Origin of the sequence: Shouchella xiaoxiensis (assembly GCF_016907895.1) — a bacterium.
GTDB lineage: Bacteria > Bacillota > Bacilli > Bacillales > Bacillaceae_D > Shouchella > Shouchella xiaoxiensis.
The window spans coordinates 1-20,357 of the sequence record NZ_JAFBCV010000008.1 but is presented as its reverse complement, the minus strand read 5'-3'; the positions used below and the strand labels follow the sequence as shown (position 1 = coordinate 20,357).

At 44.3% G+C, this 20,357-nt stretch carries 19 protein-coding genes; 11 read left to right on the top strand and 8 right to left on the bottom strand.

Annotation, left to right across the window (positions count from 1 at the left end):
• Positions 1 to 25 precede the first annotated feature (25 nt).
• Positions 26 to 625 (top strand): class D sortase, encoded by a 600-nt coding sequence (locus JOC54_RS12870; RefSeq protein ID WP_204466632.1) that lies wholly within the window; start codon positions 26 to 28, stop codon positions 623 to 625.
• A gap of 335 nt (positions 626 to 960) precedes the next feature.
• Positions 961 to 2,268: a peptidoglycan-binding domain-containing protein gene (locus JOC54_RS12865; RefSeq protein WP_204466631.1), complete on the top strand. Its 1,308-nt coding sequence runs from the start codon at positions 961 to 963 to the stop codon at positions 2,266 to 2,268.
• A 179-nt stretch (positions 2,269 to 2,447) separates the two neighbouring features.
• Here JOC54_RS12865 and JOC54_RS12860 read toward each other — a convergent pair whose 3' ends face one another.
• Positions 2,448 to 2,684 carry a hypothetical protein gene (locus tag JOC54_RS12860; protein ID WP_204466630.1) on the bottom strand — a complete coding sequence of 79 codons (237 nt, stop codon included), beginning with the start codon at positions 2,682 to 2,684 and terminating at the stop codon, positions 2,448 to 2,450.
• A gap of 275 nt (positions 2,685 to 2,959) precedes the next feature.
• Here JOC54_RS12860 and JOC54_RS12855 point away from each other — a divergent pair, with 275 nt between their 5' ends.
• Positions 2,960 to 4,027 carry a flagellin N-terminal helical domain-containing protein gene (locus JOC54_RS12855; RefSeq protein WP_204466629.1) on the top strand — a complete coding sequence of 356 codons (1,068 nt, stop codon included), beginning with the start codon at positions 2,960 to 2,962 and terminating at the stop codon, positions 4,025 to 4,027.
• Positions 4,028 to 4,171: 144 nt separating this feature from the next.
• On the opposite strand, the gene JOC54_RS12850 is transcribed toward JOC54_RS12855, so the two are convergent.
• Together JOC54_RS12850 and JOC54_RS23230 are read right to left on the bottom strand one after the other, a co-directional pair.
• Positions 4,172 to 4,420 (bottom strand): glutaredoxin family protein, encoded by a 249-nt coding sequence (locus JOC54_RS12850; protein ID WP_204466628.1) that lies wholly within the window; start codon positions 4,418 to 4,420, stop codon positions 4,172 to 4,174.
• Between the two features lie 133 nt (positions 4,421 to 4,553).
• Positions 4,554 to 4,685, bottom strand: coding sequence for a hypothetical protein (locus JOC54_RS23230; protein WP_275582710.1), 132 nt, complete (start codon positions 4,683 to 4,685; stop codon positions 4,554 to 4,556).
• Positions 4,686 to 4,809: 124 nt separating this feature from the next.
• Here JOC54_RS23230 and JOC54_RS12845 point away from each other — a divergent pair, with 124 nt between their 5' ends.
• The 6 genes from JOC54_RS12845 to JOC54_RS12820 all read left to right on the top strand — a co-directional run bounded on the left by JOC54_RS12845 (position 4,810) and on the right by JOC54_RS12820 (position 12,931).
• Complete coding sequence (locus JOC54_RS12845; protein ID WP_204466627.1) at positions 4,810 to 5,871, top strand: tartrate dehydrogenase; 1,062 nt, start codon at positions 4,810 to 4,812, stop codon at positions 5,869 to 5,871.
• Between the two features lie 473 nt (positions 5,872 to 6,344).
• The gene (locus tag JOC54_RS12840) at positions 6,345 to 7,883 is read left to right on the top strand and encodes an AbgT family transporter (protein WP_204466626.1); all 1,539 of its coding nucleotides are present in this window, start codon (positions 6,345 to 6,347) and stop codon (positions 7,881 to 7,883) included.
• A 24-nt stretch (positions 7,884 to 7,907) separates the two neighbouring features.
• Positions 7,908 to 9,089 (top strand): M20 metallopeptidase family protein, encoded by a 1,182-nt coding sequence (locus tag JOC54_RS12835; protein WP_204466625.1) that lies wholly within the window; start codon positions 7,908 to 7,910, stop codon positions 9,087 to 9,089.
• A 15-nt stretch (positions 9,090 to 9,104) separates the two neighbouring features.
• A complete protein-coding gene (locus JOC54_RS12830) occupies positions 9,105 to 10,400 on the top strand; it encodes an amidohydrolase (protein WP_367617803.1) in 1,296 nt (431 codons plus the stop codon).
• A gap of 60 nt (positions 10,401 to 10,460) precedes the next feature.
• Entirely contained in the window at positions 10,461 to 11,750 is a 1,290-nt protein-coding gene (locus tag JOC54_RS12825; protein WP_204466624.1) for a hypothetical protein, read from the top strand.
• A 485-nt stretch (positions 11,751 to 12,235) separates the two neighbouring features.
• Entirely contained in the window at positions 12,236 to 12,931 is a 696-nt protein-coding gene (locus tag JOC54_RS12820) for a hypothetical protein (RefSeq protein ID WP_204466623.1), read from the top strand.
• A gap of 88 nt (positions 12,932 to 13,019) precedes the next feature.
• Here the strand turns inward: JOC54_RS12820 and JOC54_RS12815 are convergent, their stop codons facing one another.
• The gene (locus tag JOC54_RS12815) at positions 13,020 to 13,238 is read right to left on the bottom strand and encodes a hypothetical protein (RefSeq protein WP_204466622.1); all 219 of its coding nucleotides are present in this window, start codon (positions 13,236 to 13,238) and stop codon (positions 13,020 to 13,022) included.
• Between the two features lie 315 nt (positions 13,239 to 13,553).
• On the opposite strand from JOC54_RS12815, the gene JOC54_RS12810 reads away from it, so the two are divergent.
• Positions 13,554 to 13,988 (top strand): hypothetical protein, encoded by a 435-nt coding sequence (locus JOC54_RS12810; RefSeq protein WP_204466621.1) that lies wholly within the window; start codon positions 13,554 to 13,556, stop codon positions 13,986 to 13,988.
• Between the two features lie 497 nt (positions 13,989 to 14,485).
• On the opposite strand, the gene JOC54_RS12805 is transcribed toward JOC54_RS12810, so the two are convergent.
• The 3 genes from JOC54_RS12805 to JOC54_RS12795 all read right to left on the bottom strand — a co-directional run bounded on the left by JOC54_RS12805 (position 14,486) and on the right by JOC54_RS12795 (position 16,430).
• Positions 14,486 to 14,809, bottom strand: a complete 324-nt coding sequence (locus JOC54_RS12805) for a CoA transferase (RefSeq protein ID WP_204466778.1) — start codon at positions 14,807 to 14,809, stop codon at positions 14,486 to 14,488.
• Between the two features lie 35 nt (positions 14,810 to 14,844).
• Positions 14,845 to 15,522, bottom strand: coding sequence for a DUF4352 domain-containing protein (locus JOC54_RS12800; RefSeq protein WP_204466620.1), 678 nt, complete (start codon positions 15,520 to 15,522; stop codon positions 14,845 to 14,847).
• A 146-nt stretch (positions 15,523 to 15,668) separates the two neighbouring features.
• On the bottom strand, positions 15,669 to 16,430 hold the full coding sequence (locus JOC54_RS12795) for an SDR family oxidoreductase (protein WP_204466619.1): 762 nt from the start codon (positions 16,428 to 16,430) through the stop codon (positions 15,669 to 15,671).
• 168 nt (positions 16,431 to 16,598) lie between these two features.
• Between JOC54_RS12795 and JOC54_RS12790 the strand changes: the two genes are divergently transcribed.
• Positions 16,599 to 17,204 (top strand): TetR/AcrR family transcriptional regulator, encoded by a 606-nt coding sequence (locus tag JOC54_RS12790; RefSeq protein WP_204466618.1) that lies wholly within the window; start codon positions 16,599 to 16,601, stop codon positions 17,202 to 17,204.
• Between the two features lie 52 nt (positions 17,205 to 17,256).
• On the opposite strand, the gene JOC54_RS12785 is transcribed toward JOC54_RS12790, so the two are convergent.
• Positions 17,257 to 20,103, bottom strand: a complete 2,847-nt coding sequence (locus JOC54_RS12785) for a DUF2252 family protein (protein ID WP_204466617.1) — start codon at positions 20,101 to 20,103, stop codon at positions 17,257 to 17,259.
• Between the last annotated feature and the right edge of the window lie 254 nt (positions 20,104 to 20,357).

Below are 20,357 nucleotides of genomic sequence, written 5' to 3'. Positions count from 1 at the left end.
TCATAAATGGTCTAGGAGTGTTTGTATGCTTCGATGGATAGGAAGTGTGTTTTTAGTTCTTGGATTAAGCTGTCTTTTGTACGTAGGTTATTTGTTGTTTGATTTTTATTATGGAAGCAATTATCAAATCGAAGCAACGGAAGCTTATTTATCCGAATTTGGTTACAGTTCGATTGAAAATGGTGCTTCTTTGAATCAAGACTTGTTGATGAACCGAGAAGATTTTTCGATTGATCGAGGCCAGCCTTACGGGAAAATTGAAGTCCCGTCTATTGACCTATCGATGCCGATTGTATATGGGGCGGAGTTGGAAGACCTCCGTCACGGAGTGGGGCATGACCCCGTGACAGGGTTTCCCGGGGACGGAGAACAAATTTTTTTGGCTGGTCATAATGACTCTGCTTTTTTAAACGTGGGAAATATTGCTATTGATGATGTCGTCACAGTGAGTACACCCTATGGGGTTTTTGAATACAAAGTGGAATCTTATGAAATAGGTCACGAAACAGAAACCTGGCGTATAGGGGATCAAGAAGAAGAGACGTTGGTACTTATGACCTGCTATCCTTTTTTCTCACTTACTAGACCTGAAGAGCGCTACTTCATCTATGCAAAACCATTATGAATAAGAAAGTAGGCTGCCTCCTTTTCAGAAAGGGGGGACCTTTTTTTACTTACAATATCATCTATAATTACTTTGTAGATAAATGAACAATAATAGATGGTTGCTAATACCAAAATAAGAATTGCTGTTAACTAAAGTAGCGTGGAAGCGTACTAGTATCAGTTCAAAATCTGATGGACGTTCTACACTAATAAAAAAATTAAATTAATAGTGAAAAGAAATCAGCCATTCTAACCATCTTTTTCAAAAAAATTACCCGCTTTTTTGTTTATTTACAACACCCCTCTCTTTTATGAGTGTGCAAGATAAACATCTAAAAAAGGGGAATTGGAACTATGGCAATTGATAATCAGATCGTTCGTTCAGGTTCAAAAAAGCGTTTTGTTGAAATGGTTCAAAAGCAATTAATTCGGGAAAACCCGAGTGCGTTACCGAATGCGGGTGTCGATGGTCGTTACGGGGCAGAGACGTCCGATTGGGTGCAACGTTTTCAAGAACGCAAAGGACTTCAAGTCGATGGTATAGCGGGCCCAGACACACTGGGGCGCTTGCGTGCAGATATCATTCAACGTCCTGATACAAGTGGTCGAGGCGTGGAGCTGCTACAAGAAGACTTGCGATACTTCTACATTCAACAAACAGCTGTTGATGGAATCTATGGCGCTGGAACAACGCAAGGCGTCCGGGATTTTCAGTTTCTAAATAACCTAGTTGTTGATGGTACAGCTGGTCCAAACACATTGAAAAAAATGGATGAATTAATGACAACCATTCTTGTTCAAACTGGCGATTCGGGAAGTTTAGTCCGTCGCATTCAGCATCAATTAAATGAACAAGATGAAGTGGACGTGTCACTTGAAGTGGATGGCATTTATGGCTCTGCGACAGAATCAGCCGTCATGGCGTTTCAAGAAGCCTATGAGCAAAGAGTAGACGGAATTGCTGGTCCAGTAACAATGAATCTACTTGATCTTGAAGCATTCCACCCGCTCGAGCAAGGAGAAATCGTGGAATATATGAGTCGTTTCGGCTTTAATGCGAATGGCGAAGAAGTGACGGATGCGAGTGAAGTCGAGGAATTTAAAAGCGAGCTGCTTAACCATCCGGTTATTCGTGAACGCTTACCAGTTGATGCAACAGAAATTGAGGACGTGACCCTCATTGAGTACGAACTCTCAGGTGAAGCGTTCTATGTCGCTGACTTTGAAGTCGAAGATGACGCGACTGTCCATATCTATGTGACCTTTACGGAAGATAAGGAACTTGATGTGGTTACCGTCATTAACATCGAAGGCGATCTGTACGATAACGATGCCACGTTAACGGCTTATGATGTAGACGGGGATATGATCGAGGAAACCGAACAAACGATTCTTGAATTTACCAACGACTCTCTTGATGTGCAAAAAGAAATCTCTGAATTAATTAGTGAGCTATCAGAAATACAGGCGCTCGACCTTACATGGAACGATGTATCGTGTTTCTTGAAAAAACAAATTATTTCGGAAGTGATTTGTACTGGATTGCCTATTGCAATGGGGATCTCCCTTCCAAGCGGTGTGCTTGGATTCGCCATTAACTTATCCTGTGGTTTGGCAGTTGAACCCTTGATTGATAAAGCGTTAGAAGACGAATGTGGTTAATATGTTTGAGAGGCTTCCTTCCATTGAAGGAAGCCTCTTTGCTTAAAAAACATCAAAATAGCGTAGGAGTGACATAATAGTTACGCCGACAAAGACGGCAAGGACCGCCATAAGGACGGTCTTTTTGCTATTGTTCGGATTTCCTTCACTCATATTGATTCACTCCTTAGATAGTAAAATTAAAAACCAAAAAAAGATAACGTAACAGCATAATAAATAGCGGCAATAAAGATCACAACTGCCAGAATCGCTAACACAAATTTACGTTGCTTTACTAAGCGCGTAACGTTTAAACCAACGGCAATCGTCATAAACACCAAAGCAACGTAGAAAAGAGGAACGATGCCAGTGGCTAGGGATAGAAGAAATAAAAGAAATGCACCTATCGGCAGAATCTGCTTGCGAGCTAAGCTCATGAAGAAGTGCCTCCTAACGTGGCATTATCGTTAACTACTTTATGTAATAGCCTGAATGAGAAAGAATGAAACTAAGGAGAAGGTCTTAAAAAAATGGCTGCATTTTTGCGGAAGAGGAAAGAGATTGAAGAAGGGTACAAACTTTTTAAAAAATATCTCAAAAACACTAAACAAGCAAAAGATCGTGCCGATAAATAAGACAGAAGCGTAAAAGCTTCATCAATCATTCTCCAAACGGATTTGGGGAATTAAAAAACAAAGGGAGTTGTTTTTACATGATTATCAACAATAATATGAGCGCAATGAATGCTCACCGTCAACTTGGCGCTAACCAAGGAATGGCAGCAAAAGCACAAGAAAAATTATCTTCAGGTCTTCGCATCAACCGTGCAGGCGATGACGCTGCAGGTCTTGCAATCTCTGAAAAAATGCGCGCGCAAGTTCGTGGTTTAGATCAAGCTAGCCGTAACTCACAAGACGGAATCTCTATGATTCAAACAGCTGAAGGAGCTCTTAATGAGACGCATTCCATTCTTCAGCGTATGCGTGAGCTGGCTGTACAATCTTCAAATGACTCAAATACAGATGACGATCGCGCTGAAATTCAAAAAGAAGTTGATGCATTAGCAGCTGAGATTTCAAGAATCTCTGATGCTACTGAGTTTAATAAGCAGAAACTTATCGATGGAAGTGCCAACTTAACATTCCAAGTAGGGGCTAACCAAGGACAAAATATTTCTCTTTCTATTGGCGCAATGGATGCAGTAGAACTAGGAGTCGGAACGGCTACTGAAGCTACTGAAGGTTCAGAAGCCGTTACTGCACAAGCAACTGCTGATGATAATGGTAACATAACTTATACTCAAGATGGTCAAGCGCAAACAGCTGCTTGGCAAGCAGCTGATGCTGAAGCAGGTACAGTTGCGGGTTATTTTAATGATGGAGAGTTAGTTCATGCAAGTGCAGCTGCTCTAGTGGAAGACGCTACAGTAGAAATTACACTAACACCTGCTACTGAAGCTACTGAAGCTGGGGTTGCTGGTATTGATGTATTAACTCGTGCTTCAGCTGATGAAGCTATCACTAGCATTGAAGCAGCGATTACTTCAGTATCATCAGAGCGCTCTAAGTTAGGTGCTACTCAAAACCGCCTTGAGCACACAATCTCTAACTTGGACAACTCTTCTGAGAACCTTCAAGCTGCTGAATCACGTATCCGTGACGTTGACATGGCGAAAGAAATCATGGAGTTCACGAAACAAAACATCTTGTCTCAAGCATCACAATCAATGCTTGCACAAGCAAACCAAGCTCCACAACAAGTTCTTCAACTTCTTGGTTAATCGAACTGGAAAAGCCACTTCATTTGAAGTGGCTTTTTTTATTTAGTTCAAAATGAATACATCCGTAGGAATTTCTATTGCAAATCGTTTTGGATTCTAAAAAAAGACAGTCTATAAAACATAACTATCTAAGAGAAGTGAACCTCAACTGTTGAAGTATTCTCCTCGAAGATGTTTTTTTAATTTTGGTGTGTTTCCTAAAAATACGTTTTCCCCATTTGCATGCTTGATAATAATGAATGGGTAACCTGTACCTTGTCGTTTAATAAATTCATCCATATTCTTTTTAAGTTCAACGGGTTTCTCGTTAAAACTGATTTCATTTTTATTCAACCACATCTTCAAGAATTTGCATGGGGAACAGCCGTATTTAGTATAAACATCAATACTCATGTTATAGTTTCCTCCTTTATTATAAAAGAGGATCATGCGGAGAAAAAACAAACAAAACCCTTAATTATTTCACGATAAAATATTTGTTCCATTAGTTTTAACTATTAACCGAGATTCCAAACCTATCATAATTTTACCGCTCATCCTCCATCCACTCATAATTCCCATCCTCAATCGCTTGAATGAACAAATTCTCGCCCTCTATTAAAAAATGGTTGCTGCCGTCATCAAAGAGTAAGACAGTGAAGTGGTTTTCTGATGACAACAGAGTATTATTTGCTCATTCATGTTACATATTTTATAAAACGAATTTGTAATTCGTGACAGTCTCATCTAAACTCAAAGAGACATAGAAAAATAGAGATTAGTTGAGATGGAGGGTGTACGTTATGAAATGCATCAATATCGCAAGTATCCCTGGTGATGGGATTGGCAGAGAAGTTGTTCCTCAAGCAGAGCGTGTTTTGAAAGCGGTTGCTGAGGTGCATGGTGGGCTGGATTTTCAGTTCCGTTCGTTTCCCTGGAGCTGTGAGTATTATTTAGAGCATGGGGTGATGATGCCTGAAGATGGATTGGAGCAGTTAAAGCCGCATGATGCGATCTTTCTTGGAGCGGTTGGGAATCAGCATCTTGTTCCTGATCATATCTCTTTATGGGGACTGCTTATCCAAATTCGGCGCGAGTTTGAACAGTCGATTAATATGCGTCCGGCGAAGCAGCTAGCGGGCATTCAGTCGCCGTTGCTCAATCCGAAAGATTTTGATCTTGTGGTCATTCGTGAAAATAGTGAGGGCGAGTATAGCTCAATTGGTGGGCGAATTCATCAGAATGAAGATGAGGTGGCGATTCAGAACGCTGTCTTTACACGTAAAGGGACAGAGCGGCCGATGCGCTATGCGTTTGAGCTTGCCGCAAAGCGGAGAGGTCATGTGACGAGCGCGACGAAATCAAATGGGATTGTGTATTCGATGCCGTTTTGGGATCAGGTGTTTGAGGAAGTTAGTCAAGAGTATCCTTCTATTAAAACGGACTCACAGCATATCGATGCACTGGCGGCTTTCTTTGTGACGAAGCCGGCTGCGTTTGATGTGATCGTTGCATCAAATTTATTCGGAGATATTCTAACGGATATTGGCGCAGCAATCATGGGCAGCATCGGTATCGCTCCGGCGGCAAATATTAATGTGAATGGCAAGTACCCATCAATGTTTGAGCCTGTCCACGGCTCAGCGCCAGATATCGTCGGCAAAGGTCTAGCCAATCCGATCGGGCAGATCTGGACGGCGAAAATGATGCTCGATCATTTTGGTGAAGCCGAGCTTGGGACATACTTGCTTGATGCAATTGAATCGGTAACGGCAAAAGGAATCGTAACGGCCGATCTTGGTGGAAGCTATTCAACGGAAGACGTGACGAATGCGATTATTGAAGAGGTAAAGAGGAAGTCTTAGAAGTCATGACCGCTTTGATGAGGGGGAAGTCCTTTCTCAGAGCGGTTTTTTCATTTGACTACAAGTTGTGTAGAGATCGTCTAGATACAAGAAGATACAGAAGATTCCCTTCAATGCAGCCAGCTAACTGCATGCATCAAAGGGAACAATGGTCAATAGTTCATCAGTTATTAAATGTAAAAACGAAAGCGGGTTGAGATAAGGAATGCGAATCCAAGTACAACAAGAGCGAGTCCGCATAAGACTAAAAGAAATATGGGGGTGGAAAATAATTTTTTATGCTTCCTTAAAAGGTTGTTCAGATATGTAAACGCTCTATATATAAGTATTTTTATGTTTGAACAGTGTGTCAATTTAAATTTTCTTTGTTAGATTTTTTCATCTTCTTAAAGACAAGCGAAAAAAATCATGCTATATTCGTTCTAATTATTTATGGAATAAAAAAAGACATGTCTGAAAATGGTGGTGTAAATATGAATGATTTAAGGCAGAAGAAGTCGATTGGTGCACGTATGCTTGATACGGTGGAGCGAGTAGGGAATAAGCTGCCCCATCCGTTTATGTTATTCTTGTATTTAGCAATTGCTGTTATTCTTTTTTCGTGGTTGATTTCGAGTTTAGGTGTTTCCTTTGTTCATCCGGGGACGGGTGAAGAGACGTCGGTGCAGAGTTTGGTGTCGACGGAAGGATTTATGTACATATTGGATTCGATGATTTCCAACTTCATTGGCTTTACGCCACTTGGGCTTGTTTTGACGATGATGCTTGGGATTGGGCTGGCCCAGCAGGTTGGGTTGGTGGAGACGTTTATTAAGAGCACGATTTTAAAAGCTCCTACGAAGCTTGTAACAATTGCCGTTGTGACGACGGGGATTGTCGGCAATATTGCTTCTGATGCGGCGTTTGTTCTTGTACCGCCGCTTGGGGCGATGATTTTCTATGCGATTGGGCGTCATCCGCTTGCGGGGATGGCTGCTGGGTTTGCTGGGGTTGGCGCTGGGTTTACGGCGAACTTCCTACCGGCGGGGACGGACGTGCTTCTATCCGGTATTTCCACTGAGGTGGTACAGACGATTGAACCTGGTTTCATCGTTCATATGACTGATAACTATTACTTTATGATCGCTTCATCCGTTATGCTGATTATTATATGTACACTTGTAACCGAGAAGATTATTGAACCGCGTCTTGGGAAATTCAATCCGAAGTACGGCGAGAAGGAATTCGTTAACCAAGAGCTGGAGCGTGTGGGGCGGAAAGAAACCAAGGCGTTGCTTATTTCACTGCTTGCCGGGTTTATCTATCTTGCCGTTGTTTCGTTGTTTGTTGTTCCGGTTAATGGAATCTTAAGAGGTGAAGGTGGAACGATTGTCCCTTCGCCATTCATTAGCAATATTGTTCCGATTATTTTATTCTTATTTTTAACCGTGTCGATTGCGTACGGGGTTGCCGCTGGCGTGATTAAATCGACGCGGGATATTCCGGAGATGATGGCAGAAGCGATTAAAAGTATGGCTGGTTACATCGTCTTGATTTTTGCGGCGGCGCAGTTTATTGCTTACTTCGGCTGGAGTAATATTGGAGTTTGGATTGCTGTTAGTGGGGCGGAGTTTTTAGAGAGTATTAACATGACGGGGATTAGCGTCATTGTTGGCTTTATCTTCTTAACAACGCTATTAAACTTATTTATCTTTAGTGGGTCAGCACAGTGGGCCTTAATGGCACCTGTGTTTATCCCGATGTTTATGTTGCTTGATTACCATCCCGCGCTTGTGCAGCTGGCTTACCGGATTGGTGATTCATCGACGAGCGTGATTACGCCGATGAACCCGTATGTGCCGATGGTGCTGGCATTTATGAAAAAATACGACTCGCGCGCCGGGTTCGGGACGTTGTTTTCGATCATGCTTCCGTACACGCTGTTTGTGTTAGCGTTGTGGATCGTCTTGTTCCTGATTTGGACAGGGTTTGAGCTACCGATTGGTCCTGGTGTAACGGATTATAAAGGGTAGTGGAGCAAAGAGGGAGAGATTGGAATGTTTGCAAAAGAAATCAAAGAGTTGGAGCAAGAAGTCATCGCGTGGCGTCGTCACCTGCATCAGCATCCTGAGCTCAGTCATGAGGAGCAGGAGACGCAGGCGTTTGTTTGTCGCATGCTAGAAGATGCCGGAATTTCTTATGAAACAATGAAAACGAGCTACGGCGTGATTGGCATCATTGAAGGCGGGCAACCAGGTAAAACCGTTGCGCTCCGTGCCGACATGGATGCCTTGCCAATTCGCGAGAAGAATGATGTGTCGTATCGCTCCACAAAAGAGCGGGTGATGCACGCCTGCGGCCATGATGCCCATACGGCAATGCTGCTTGGTGCGGGTAAGTTGCTCCAGCAGAAGCGCAGCGAGCTTGCTGGTACGGTGTTGCTGTTGTTTCAGCCGGCTGAGGAAGATGCGCCAATTGGCGGGGCGCAGGCGATGATGGAAGATCCAACGTTTCTGAAGTGGGAGCCGGATGTCGTGTTCGGTCAGCATGTCTGGCCCGATCTGCCAGTTGGTCAGATTGGCGTACGAGCAGGCGGGATGATGGGCAACTCGGACCGCTTTTCGATTACGATTAACGGCAGAGCTGGGCACGCGAGCATGCCCCATCAGGCGGTTGATGCGATTGTGGTAGCCAATCAAGTGATGACGAGCTTGCAGACGATTGTGAGCCGAAACGTGTCTCCGCTTGATTCAGCCGTTATTACGGTTGGAACGATTACCGGTGGCGACCGCTACAACGTCATCGCCAGTGAGGTGACGCTTGAGGGAACGGTGCGGACGCTCTCGCTTGACGTGCGTGACCGCGTCGAAAAGCGGCTAATTGAGCTGGTTAAGCAGGTGGCGGAAGGACTTGGAGCGACAGCGACGGTTAATTACCAACATGGCTATGTCGCAACGGTCAATACCCCTGCCTGGGCCGATCATGTGCAGGAACAGGCGCTTTCTTTACTAGGAGAAGGAGCGGCGCCGGAAGTAAGTCCGAGTCTTGCTGGTGAAGACTTTGGGCGCTTTTTGCAAAAATACCCGGGGACTTATTACTGGCTCGGAACGGCGATTGCCGAACGGACGGTGCAAAGTCCGCTACACGACTCTACCTTTGATATTGACGAAGCCGCACTTAGTCACGGGGTGAACATACTCGCGACAACTGCGGTAACCGCATTGATAAAGATAAATTGAGAGAGGTGCTAATTAATGGGAAATGGAATAGACGAGTGGATCGCAAGCAAGGAAGAGATGCTAAAAACGTGGCGGAGAGAGCTGCATCAGATTGCGGAAGTGGGCTTTTGTGAGTATGAAACAACGTATTACATCGTGCAGCAGTTAGCGGAACTAGGCTTCACGCTTCATACAGGGCAGGCGGTAATGGAAGGCGATGCCCGATTCGGCGTACCGAGCGCTGACGAGTTAGCGGCGCATGAACAGCGTGCCCGCGACAACGGCGTTCCGGCAGATTTTCTAGCGGGAATGAGTGGCGGCTTTACCGGCGTTGTAGCGGTGCTTGATACGGGAAAAGCTGGTAAGCATACGGCGATGCGCTTCGACATAGATGCCTTGCCGATTCTTGAAGAAGCGGATGCTGTGCACCTGCCCGCCAAGGAAGGATTTCGCTCGCGCAATGAAGGGATGATGCACGCCTGTGGCCACGACGGACACGCGACGATTGGACTCGGCATCGCTCATTTTATCGCTGAACGAAAAGAAGAGCTGAAGGGGACGTACACGCTGATTTTTCAACCAGCCGAAGAAGGCAGCCGCGGCGCCAATGCCGTTGTGAAGAAAGGCTGGCTTGACGGCGTTGATCAATTTCTTAGCGGACATCTCGGCATTCGTCCGAACCCGGTTGGAACGCTCTATTCTGGCTCGACGCATATTCTGGCGACAACGAAAATTGATGCGAGCTTTACTGGAAAGACGGCGCATGCTGGTATGGAGCCTCATGTTGGTAAAAATGCTTTACTTGCCGCTTCATCAGCTGTCTTGAACCTACATAGCATCGCTCCACATGGCGAGGGAGCGACGCGACTTAATGTTGGCCGCTTTGAAGCAGGCAGCGGACGCAATATCGTGCCGGGGGATGCCTTTCTCCAATTTGAAACGCGGGGAATTACAACGGAGCAGAATCATTATATGAAGGAAGAGGCGGTGCGCCGACTTGAGGGGGCGGCGCTGATGTACGATGTGGCGATTGATTACGCGATTGTTGGCGAAGGACTGGCGGCGGAGACGGACGCATATTTTCTTGAGAAAATCCCAAAAGCAACAGCTTCAAGCCATTACATTACCGACGTTCACGATAGGATGGAAGTTAATGGTTCAGAAGATGTGACCTACATGATGCAGCATGTGCAGGAGCAAGGTGGTCTGGCATGCTATATGATCTTTGGAACGCCGCTCGCGGCTGGGCATCACCATAAGCGGTTTGATTGGGATGAAGGAGCGCTGGCGGTAGCGGTTAGTGCGCTCGCTCATATCCTTGCACACGAATAGGCGAGAAGAGGCAACCTTCTGGATGAAGGGGCCTCTTTTTCGAAAAGGAGGAGGAAAGGGATGACGATTCAGATTGGCTTAATTGGCCCGGAGGATTCCGTTCGTCATATGCAAAGCGTGATTGAGGATTACCCTGATTTTAAAGCGATTCCAATTATGTATCAGCGAGTGGAAGAAGCGCCTGAACGAATTCAAAAAATCAAGCAGCCGATTGATCAGTGGTTGTTTTCCGGCCAAGCGCCCTACTCCTTATGCTTAGAGAAGCAGGTTGTTTCAAAAGACCGAGCTTGGTTTGTCCCCCTTGAAGGCTCGAGCTTGCTCGGCATCTTTTTGGAAGCGTTCTATCATACAGAGCAGAAACAGCTGGAAGTCAGCCTCGACACGATCTCACCTGAATACACAAACTGGTTAATCAAGGAGTTTTCGCTGAATCACTTAACGATCCATCTTTACGATTACCCAGATTACGTCGAAGAAGAAAAGCTCGTTGCTTTTCATCAAGAAGCCTATGATTCAGGCGAAGCTACCCTTGCGCTAACCTGCTTACGTGGCGTCTACCGAACGTTAAAACAGCGCGGCATTCCTTGTTACCGAGTGCGCCCAGCTGAACCGGTCACGCGGAAAACGTTGACGCGCATTCAAGAGCGCGTGAATTCACTTTACTATAAAAAAGCGCAAATCGCCGTTGTTGGCGCACTCATGCCAATCTCACAAAGCGATCAGAAAGAAATGGCCTATTCTTATAAACGCAAACATCAGGAGCTTGATGTGCGGAAGCGACTGCTTCAGTATGCCGAATCGCTGCAAGGCTCGTTTCTGGAGATCGGCAACGGCTACTTTGAAATTTACACGACCAGAGGCGAGATCGAGGAGCAGGACTGGCCCTATGACATCATTGACGACATTAAGCAAACAGCGAAACTCGGCATCTATTTAGGCATCGGTTACGGGCGGACGGCGCTCGCGGCCTCACGCCATGTGCAAACGGCGCTCGACTATAGCCAGCAAGCGACCGAGCAAATGATTGTGCTGGTAGATGAAGAAAACCGCGTTTCCGAGGCAAAACGGAACGAAGAAACATTCCACTACAGTCAAGTCCACTTAGGCGATGACGCCGCTCGTGTCGGCATCAACCCAGCAACGATAGCCCGCATCTATGCCAAAGGCGCCCAGCAAAAACAAAGCTACTTCTCCTCGCAGGATGTCGCCGTCTGGCTCGGCGGCACAGAGCGAAATGCCCGGCGCATCCTTATTGCGCTTGAACAAGGCAAGGTAATCGAGCAAGCTGGGGAAGAGCAGCTGAGCAGGCGGGGAAGGCCACGGAAGGTGTATCGGTTTCGGAGTGGGTAAGGGGGATGATTTGTATTAAGATCAAGTAGGTGAGAATGAATGATAAAGAAGCCCGGAGGAAGAATCCGGGCTTTCTGTAATTAGCTTCATTCCCGCTTATACTGGGAATAAACTCAGAGGAAAACGACTATAACATCATGGTCATTATTCCTGCTTCACAGGATTGCTAAGTCTTGCTACTATGATCGTATAGGGAATTTTCAAGGGGCATTAACCCCACTCATATAGTATAGATTTTTTTATCTTGGTTTAGCGGCCAAGGGCCAAAGGGCTATGAAAAGTGTTACCAGCACTTTTCTAGCTTTTTTATTTTTTCTAGAAGACGCATTCAAGAATTCAAATCAGTAACGAAGAACTTTAAGGAATTAAGATGAGTTATTTTAAGATTATTTTTAAAAAATAGATATTATTATTCGATATCATGTTTAATTAGGAGATTGAAGGGAATTGGTAGAGCGTACCAAAAAATACCAAGGAGGTTTTTTATGTTGTATACTATTGGCGCCCCGTTTTTGAAGAAAAGTTTTGTAACTTTAAGTTTCAGTGCTGGTTTAATATTTTTAGTTGGGAATGTGGCTGATGCTTCGGATGATATGGATACTGATTTGAAAAATTTGGAAGAAAAATATGACGTTTTAATCGAGGTGAATGAGGGTCCATCTATTTTAAATAACAAAGAAAGAATTCAACTAAAAGATATAGATGAATTAGAAATACTTTTAGAAGCTTTTAATGAAATTAGATACGCCGATCCAATTGATCTCACTGAACAATATACCAATAATTCTAATTTACAATCAGGTACGTCTCATACACAAAGAACTGTAGATGTTAATTTAGATGTTGCAGGATTAGAAGTTTCTAGAGCAATACCGTTAAGTATGAATTATGACTTTATGTATGATTGGGACGATCCTGGTCATCCTGTAGGTTCATTAAGGTTTACAAACTTAAGTAGTATAGAAACCTATGCCACAGGGGTTACAGTAGTAGGTTGGAATCCGGTAAATCACAGTTATAGTTTAGGGTCCGGTGGAGCCTTCCATGGCCAAACCGCTACTATTACTGCCACAGGTTATTGGGAAGTGTTGGGTAGTCTTGGAGCATTTGGCTCTTCTGTTGAAGTTGGGATTAGTGTACCGGATAGCCAATCAGCAACCTTTAATCCAGACCCTGAGTAGAAAAACTATATATAGATCATCATTAAGCCTCCAAGACATTAGGTGTCCAGGAGGCTTTTTCTACACGAATGAGATAGATAAAAAATTACTAGGAACCAAATAATTTCAATACAGTCCAAGGATCAGCTGTGAATAGAAAAGTAATTGAGAGTAATAAGATAATAACACCTAAAATAATTGATGCAATTTTAGCCTTTTGTAAAGCATCTTTAAGTAAAAATGGAAGTAAAATAAATAGAGCACCAAAGGCTGAGAAAATAAAAAGTGCTAAATAATATGTTCTTATAGCAAATTCACCATAATGCATAAACCACCACTCCTTACAGATTTATGGTAATGTTTCTAGGAATTACATACCCTATGTTTGAAAAAACGAACCTTTTTCTCATTTAATTGCCTCTAATACAGAGTGAATTACAGTCAACCAAAAAATAAGACAGCGGCTACGAATATTTTCGTTTTAGCATAATGGAAATTTCAGACTTATTGTTTTTAAGTTTCCCAACTGGCAAATAGCATATTGTTAAAATCTACTAAACGTATGCACACAGAAACCTATTGATTTACAATTCGTATACGAAGAAAGAGACAGCTAGACGTACGGATTAGGAGAGTGGATCGTTTGGGCGCAATTGCTATTGTCGCGGGCATCTATATCATTATCAGTCTATTTATTTTGGCTGTTGATTCGACGGGAGATGGACTTCATTTGGTTTTCGCTTTATTTACGGGCATTGGATTCATAGCTTTATTCGCAAGCTGTGTGAAGCTACTTCCTAAACAAGAGGTAGATGAAGCAGAGGATGAGCAAGCTTTACAGGAAGTAGCCGTAACAAAAGAAACGAAGCAAAGGCGGATACCAGCAGTGGAAGCGTTCCTCTATCTATTCGTGACGTTGCTATACGGTGGCTGGTTCTTAACCTCTTTCTTGCCTGAATCGAGTCGAATGGAGGCTTATTATATCAGCGAAATGCGGATCTACTTGCCAATCCACGCGCTCGTGACCTACGCGGGTGTTTGGGTTTATTTTAGGAGTTTTAGACGGGAAGAGGGGTAGAAAGAATTCTTTTAAAAAGTGTGGAAAAACGTTGGTCACTCAATGGTTTTATTGACAAATGTCAGCGGGGAGCATAAACTTAATTTAAGAAGACGATACTAAAAAGACCTACTGTGTAGTGGCTCGAACCACAACACAATAGGTGAAAACAGAATGGTCAACCCAAAGGTTGGCGCAAGAGTGTTGCTATACACAACAAATACGCCCCTATCGAGTTGGGTTGCTCAGGGGCTATTTGTCGTTCTTAAGAAGCAACATTAGAGTAACCAGTCCGATAACGAACAGAGCTGTGCTTGATGCGACAGTGACTACTAAAAAAATTGCTTCATAGATTGACAATGCGAACACCCCCTTTCTTACAAGGAGTGTCGCCGTCCTTTGAGCTGCCTGTTTATACTTAGAATCAGTATAGCATAATCTATTAACCTAAACTTTTACAATTATTTATAGAAAAAAAGCGTGTCCAGGCTCTTAGCCATGGACACGCTTTTTGATGGTTAAATGATTCCGTTTTTGCGTAATTGCTGCTCCCGTGTCGCTTCGTCTAGTTCAAGATAGGTTGAAAGTGTGTCATCGCTATGTTCGCCTAATTTGTTGCCAAGGTGCGTGACTTTTTCAGGTGTGCGCGAGAACTTTGAGACGACATTCGGTATGAAGATTTCGCCAAGTTCGTCATCGTTTATCTTGATGAAACTTTCCCGTGCTTGGAAGTGAGGGTCATCAAATAGTTGGACGATGTCGGGCATTGGTCCGACGACGGCATCTGCGTCGCTAAAAGTGACGACTAACAGGGATCGTCTCTTCTTATAGGTTTCTTCCAGCTCGTAGCGTTTTTGGCTTTTTTCTGACGATTACGTTATTGCGCGGAATCAAATGTCCACGTCACTTGATTTTTAACGCCCGATGCCGCAACTAATCCACTTCTGACTCTGATGTAGTGCTCGTCGCCTTCATTGCCTTCAAACAAAATTTCACCAGATGCTGTTTCACCTGAAGCAAGTTCACCAATAAATGTATCGACCTCTACTTCGTATAATTCAGAAACAGGCCAATAACCGCCGCCTTCGAGATTACTGGTTATTTCAAAGATTTCAACCGCTTCTTCTAAATCAAGCGGGTCATCAGCTAGATTTGTAATGGTGACATCTGCTAAGACAAACACGTCCAAATCAGGAGCTTCCCCATCCATCTCTGAAGCAACTTCGACTGAGTCGAGCGTCATTTCGAACAGTTCGATCGTTGTTTCAATCGTCGCTGTGTCCCCAAGCGTTAAATCGAGCTGATCTTCCGTCGAACCTTCACCTAAGTTAGGAGAAGAGTCGTCCGTTTCATCCGCTTCGTTGTTGTCTATTGTGTTGCGGTCGACTAGACCTGAGCCTTCTTCGAGTCCGTCGTTATCTGCTTCAGCGTTTGTTTCAACACCGGTTGTTTCTTCGGCATCTTCTGTAGTCTCTTCGTCGTCACCGTCACTGCATGCAGCAAACATCCCAAGCGCGAGAACAGCAACTAGCATTTGGTTCCAGTATTTTTTCATATGTACTCATCCCTTCATAAGATATAAAAATAGTAATATAAGAATCTTACATTTCATACCCTGTTAACAGGATGTTAAACGGGTAGCTGTAAAAGACATAACTGAAAAGAGTAAAAAAACACCTGCCTTTTGGCAAGTGTTATCTATTAAAACGCTGCGGTCCATCCAGCATCAGCGGTGAGGACGGTCCCGTTTACAAAGCTAGATTGATCGGAGGCAAGGAAGAGAGCTGCTTTGGCAATTTCCTCTGGCGCACCAACGCGTGGCATCACGGCTGTGACTGGTTTTAACCGCTCAAGTCCGAACATACTCGGCTCTTTAAGCGTCGATGTAATATTGGTTGCGACGCCGCCTGGGGCAATGGCGTTACAGCGAATTCCTTCATTTCCGTACATATAGCCTGTGTTTTTCGTGAGCCCGACAACCGCATGCTTGGAAGCGCCGTAAGCGGCTCCGGCGTGTGCACCGCTAATTCCACCTGTTGAAGCGACATTGATAATGACGCCTTGTTTCTTCTCTAAGAAGATCGGAATCGCTTTTCGCATCGTGTACATGACGCTTTTTGTATTCACGTCAAAGAGTAAATCCCACTTCTCATCCGTGATCTCGCCGACTGGTTCAAATCCATCCATAATACCAGCGTTGTTGACGAGAATATCGAGTGTTCCGTACGTGTCTACAGCTAAATCAATCATTGATTCTGCTTCTGCTCGCTTAGCGATATTGATTTGTGCAGCAGTTGCTTGTCCGCCTGCTTCTGTAATCGCCTTGACGGTTTCTTCAGCACCCTCCAAATTCAGATCGGCTACAATAACTTTTGCACCTTGGGCTGCGTAAAGTGTAGCGATCGCTTTTCCCATTCCTGATGCTGCTCCTGTGACGATGGCGACTTTCTCTTTTAATTCCATAATGACCTCCACTATAATGAGTTAATGTAAGTTAATGCAAATGTGCAACGCTGAATAAAAGAAAAGGCTTTCAATGATTTGTTATTCTGGTCTATCCATGAATTCTTGTTTGTCTCTTACAAAATTATTATAATGTCATAGTGTGACAAAAGTCAATGGAGGTCAATAGTGAAAAAGGAAACGAATGATGAGAATGTTGGTGGTTTACGAGAACGGAAGAAGATAAAGGTTTATGAGGATATTGAAAGTGCGGCGCTTCGTCTGTTTTTAGAACAAGGCTATGAAAACACATCGATCAAACAGATTGCCGATGACCTGATGATGTCCTCACGTACATTCTTCCGTTATTATTCATCGAAAGAAGATTTACTGACGGAACCGCTTCGCTTCATCCACAATGAGGGGATTAAACAAGTGGTCCAATTAGATCCTAATACAACATTACAGAAGGCACTACGTCTTATTTTTCAAGAGATTGCCTCAATCTATGAGGTGAAACGCGCTAAGCTGCTCGTGCGCTACCAAATTGCTAAGCAAGCTCCTTCGACTTCGCTGCTATTTCTGTTTTCATTGCTTGAGGCAGAGCCTGTAATGTGCGAAGCGTTAGGTGAAACGTTAAGCGATGGTCCAACGACGAGTCAGCTAAAGTTCGAAGTGGCGATTCATATGGCTGCGTTTCGTGTCGCGGCAGAAGAATGGTTGAGTGAGACAGAGGGAAGCGTGCCACTTGCGGAAATTATTGATGGTAGATTTAATCGATTGATGAACGAATAGGTACAGAAAAGCAGAAGAGCACCTGATTTGATGTCAAGTGCTCTTTGTGCCTCTATTCTTCTGCTTCTTCTTTTTTTACTCTCGCCCGCAGGACAATTCCAGCAGCGACTAGGAATAAGCTAGCTACAATATACAGCAAATAGGAACTGGCCGTTTTTGGTAGCAATCCTCCTTCTTCATCCTGTGGTGGGGCGGTGGTGTCTCCAGCATCATCGTCATTAGAAGGCCCGTCATTGTTGTTCAAGTCATTGTCATTAGAAGGCCCGTCATTGTTGTTCGAGTAATCGTTTTTAGAAGGCCCGTCATTGTTGTTCGAGTCATTGTCATTAGAAGGCCCGTCATTGTTGTTCGAGTCATCGTTATTAGAAGGCTCGTCATTATTGCCTGTATCGTCGTCATTAACAGGGGGCTCATTGTTGCCCTGATCTTCCTCAGCCGGGGCGTCGGTGTTTTCTTCATCTTCTGGTTGCTCCGTTTCATCGTCTTCGTCGTTGCCAATCGCTTGAAACGCTTCTTCGCTAAAAGCGTTGTTGCGGAGGAGCTCGGAGTAATAAGAATGGTCTTGAATCGTTTGTGCATAATGCTGGTAGGCAAGTTGATTAAACGTTTGTGTAAAATCAGATGCCTGAGTTAATTGAGCGGTTTGTTGGACAAAGGCTTCGTTTCCATAAGCTTCAGCTCCTCTGGCATGGGCAAACGCGGCTACTCGGGCGCTGTAGTGTAAGAAGGACTGGAGGTCCTCTTGTGACTGAAACGCTGAGTGGTCGAACTCATCTTTAAAGGCGGAGCGCTCTTTGACTAAATACGATGTACCGTTCATCGTCAGCGTACCCCAGTGGCGGTCGGGGTGATTGTGCATCGCATTCACACCGGAAATCGTGCGCTCAGCGTGCGTCTCGTAATTTGGTGTATGCCCAAGCCCGGCTAGCTTCACCGCAGACGGCAGCTGTGATTTCACATCGAGAATGATGTCATCGGCTGAGCTGCTGCTTTCGCCCTCAATCAAGACGTAGTAGCGCTCGGTGCCTAAACTGCCTAGTCCAGCATCAAGTCGCTTCGCAATATCCTTCACTTGAAAATAATCTGGACTGTCATCTTTGGTGGAATCTGTATACGTGTCCCAGTTGGTTAATAGCGCTTCTTTTTCTTGGTCGCTTGCTTGTCCCAAACGGTTATTTGATTGATCAAAAAGACGCGTGCTGTCAGTAATGGTTGTCCACTTGTCTAATTCCGCGAAACGGTTGACGCTGCTAAGCTCTTGAGCGAGCGAGCCCACAATTCCGTCTAATTGATTGGCTGAGAAATAAAACGAATTCACGTTAATTGTCCCTTGTTCAACTTCGTTTAAGGCTTCTGCGTACGCAGCAATGAACTGCGTTAGTTCCGTGTTTATTTCTTCATAGGATAGCTGCAGACCTGGGGCATGATCATTTACTAAATAAACACTCGTTGCAAAACGAAGTAGATCGTACGTAAACGGAGCTACAGCAGCTTCGTCAAAATCATTCAAATCAAATACAGGTTCTAGCTTATCGTTGCCATAGAAACCAATGTTTTCCGTGTGCCAATCACCAGTTGTCCACGTCAGATAGGGCGCTGCTTGCCACTCGGCAGGTAGTTGAATCGCTCCTGTAGCAATGTCGTTGAAAAAGAGATGGGCCGTGCCGCGATAAAACGATAGGGCACTGCTGTCCAATAAGCCAATCTTTGTCTGGCGGATCTCTCCATCGTTGATAAAGGTATTGTAGCGCAGCAGCTGATTCTGGATCGCGCTAAGGCGTGATTCTCCTGTCAGCAACGTGAGATCGTCGAAATTTTTCTCAGTGGAGGCAATCACAAAATCAACGTCAGCAATTAAATCATAATAGGATTGAACAGGAGAGAAATCCGTTAGTCCAGGGTTGTCCCTAAGGTTTAAGCGCTCGGTTAACTGTTGGTGGTTTCGCAGTGCTTCAATGGAAGTCAGCTGGTTGTCTCTTAGATTCAAATCTCTGAGTTGCGTCAATTCTGCCAGAACCGATATGTCGGTAATGTGATTGCGGCGCATCGTTAAGTATTCGATCTTAACTAAGTCTTTTAATGGACTAAGGTCATTTACTTGGTTTGTATGTAAATTGAGTTCAATTAAGTTTGTTAAGCGTGCTAACGGCGTCAGATCAGAAACGGCGTTTTCTCTTAAGTTGAGCTCCGTTAACTCGGTTAAATTTGCGAGTGGAGCAATTGACTCAATTGCATTTCCTCTAAGATCGAGTTTTTCGAGCTGGGTTAGATTGGTTAGGGGTGTTAAACCACGAATGCTGTTGTTACGTAAATCGATCTCTTTTAATTGAGTTAAATCTGTCAGCGCTCCGACCGTCTCAAGCTGATTTGAAGCGAGGTTGAGCTCCGTCAGTTTTGTTAGATTTGCTAGTGGAGTGATGTCAGTAACGGCATTTTCACGCAGGTCAAGTGCTTCGAGTTCTGATAGGTGCTGAATGCCGTCTAGATTTTGAATACCGGCGCTTCTTGCATCCAGTGTGGTAATGGTCTGGACGGATTCGGTCGTGATCTCGTCATAGCCATGATCGGCTAAAGTGGCTAAAATAATCGATTGTAGTTCCTCATCGGGTATCTCAATGGCTGTAGTGGATGTGGAAGTATCTTCTGACTGAGTGGTTTCAGCAGGTGTTTCAGCTACTTCATGTGTATCTTCATCTTGCTCGACTGGTTCGTCAAGGTCGGTTTCGGTTGACGTGTTTAGCAATTCTTCTTCTGTTTCTTCTGAGCCTTCTTGCTCGTTATGATCAATCTCAACCTCTGCTTCTTGCGGCTTCTCTTCGGCATGACTCAGCACGGGTAGTATGCTTGAGCTGACGACTAACAACGTACTTAGGCAAACAATCGTTGTTGCTTTTCTCAAAATTGACTCACTCCATCCCTCGGTTATTCAAGTTGAGTGTACAGGAGGGTTTGAGGGAAAAGGGGGAGTTTACAACTTTCACATCGCTTTTTAAAAGAATTAATAAAAGAATATTCTGTTATAAAAAATGAACAATCACCCTCCAGCTGGAGGGTGATTGTCAGGCTGTTGAGAAAGTAATTTCTCAACAGCTTTTTCTTATTTATAGACACCTAAACAAAAATACTCTTGTTATAATGGAAAAAAGAACGGAA

What these genes read in the sequence shown, in the direction of transcription:
- JOC54_RS12870 (WP_204466632.1), top strand. Translation starts at nt 26, where the DNA reads ATGCTTCGATGGATAGGAAGTGTGTTTTTAGTTCTTGGATTAAGCTGT.
- JOC54_RS12865 (WP_204466631.1), top strand. Translation starts at nt 961, where the DNA reads ATGGCAATTGATAATCAGATCGTTCGTTCAGGTTCAAAAAAGCGTTTT.
- JOC54_RS12860 (WP_204466630.1), bottom strand. Translation starts at nt 2,684, where the DNA reads ATGAGCTTAGCTCGCAAGCAGATTCTGCCGATAGGTGCATTTCTTTTA.
- JOC54_RS12855 (WP_204466629.1), top strand. Translation starts at nt 2,960, where the DNA reads ATGATTATCAACAATAATATGAGCGCAATGAATGCTCACCGTCAACTT.
- JOC54_RS12850 (WP_204466628.1), bottom strand. Translation starts at nt 4,420, where the DNA reads ATGAGTATTGATGTTTATACTAAATACGGCTGTTCCCCATGCAAATTC.
- JOC54_RS12845 (WP_204466627.1), top strand. Translation starts at nt 4,810, where the DNA reads ATGAAATGCATCAATATCGCAAGTATCCCTGGTGATGGGATTGGCAGA.
- JOC54_RS12840 (WP_204466626.1), top strand. Translation starts at nt 6,345, where the DNA reads ATGAATGATTTAAGGCAGAAGAAGTCGATTGGTGCACGTATGCTTGAT.
- JOC54_RS12835 (WP_204466625.1), top strand. Translation starts at nt 7,908, where the DNA reads ATGTTTGCAAAAGAAATCAAAGAGTTGGAGCAAGAAGTCATCGCGTGG.
- JOC54_RS12830 (WP_367617803.1), top strand. Translation starts at nt 9,105, where the DNA reads ATGGGAAATGGAATAGACGAGTGGATCGCAAGCAAGGAAGAGATGCTA.
- JOC54_RS12825 (WP_204466624.1), top strand. Translation starts at nt 10,461, where the DNA reads ATGACGATTCAGATTGGCTTAATTGGCCCGGAGGATTCCGTTCGTCAT.
- JOC54_RS12820 (WP_204466623.1), top strand. Translation starts at nt 12,236, where the DNA reads ATGTTGTATACTATTGGCGCCCCGTTTTTGAAGAAAAGTTTTGTAACT.
- JOC54_RS12815 (WP_204466622.1), bottom strand. Translation starts at nt 13,238, where the DNA reads ATGCATTATGGTGAATTTGCTATAAGAACATATTATTTAGCACTTTTT.
- JOC54_RS12800 (WP_204466620.1), bottom strand. Translation starts at nt 15,522, where the DNA reads ATGAAAAAATACTGGAACCAAATGCTAGTTGCTGTTCTCGCGCTTGGG.
- JOC54_RS12795 (WP_204466619.1), bottom strand. Translation starts at nt 16,430, where the DNA reads ATGGAATTAAAAGAGAAAGTCGCCATCGTCACAGGAGCAGCATCAGGA.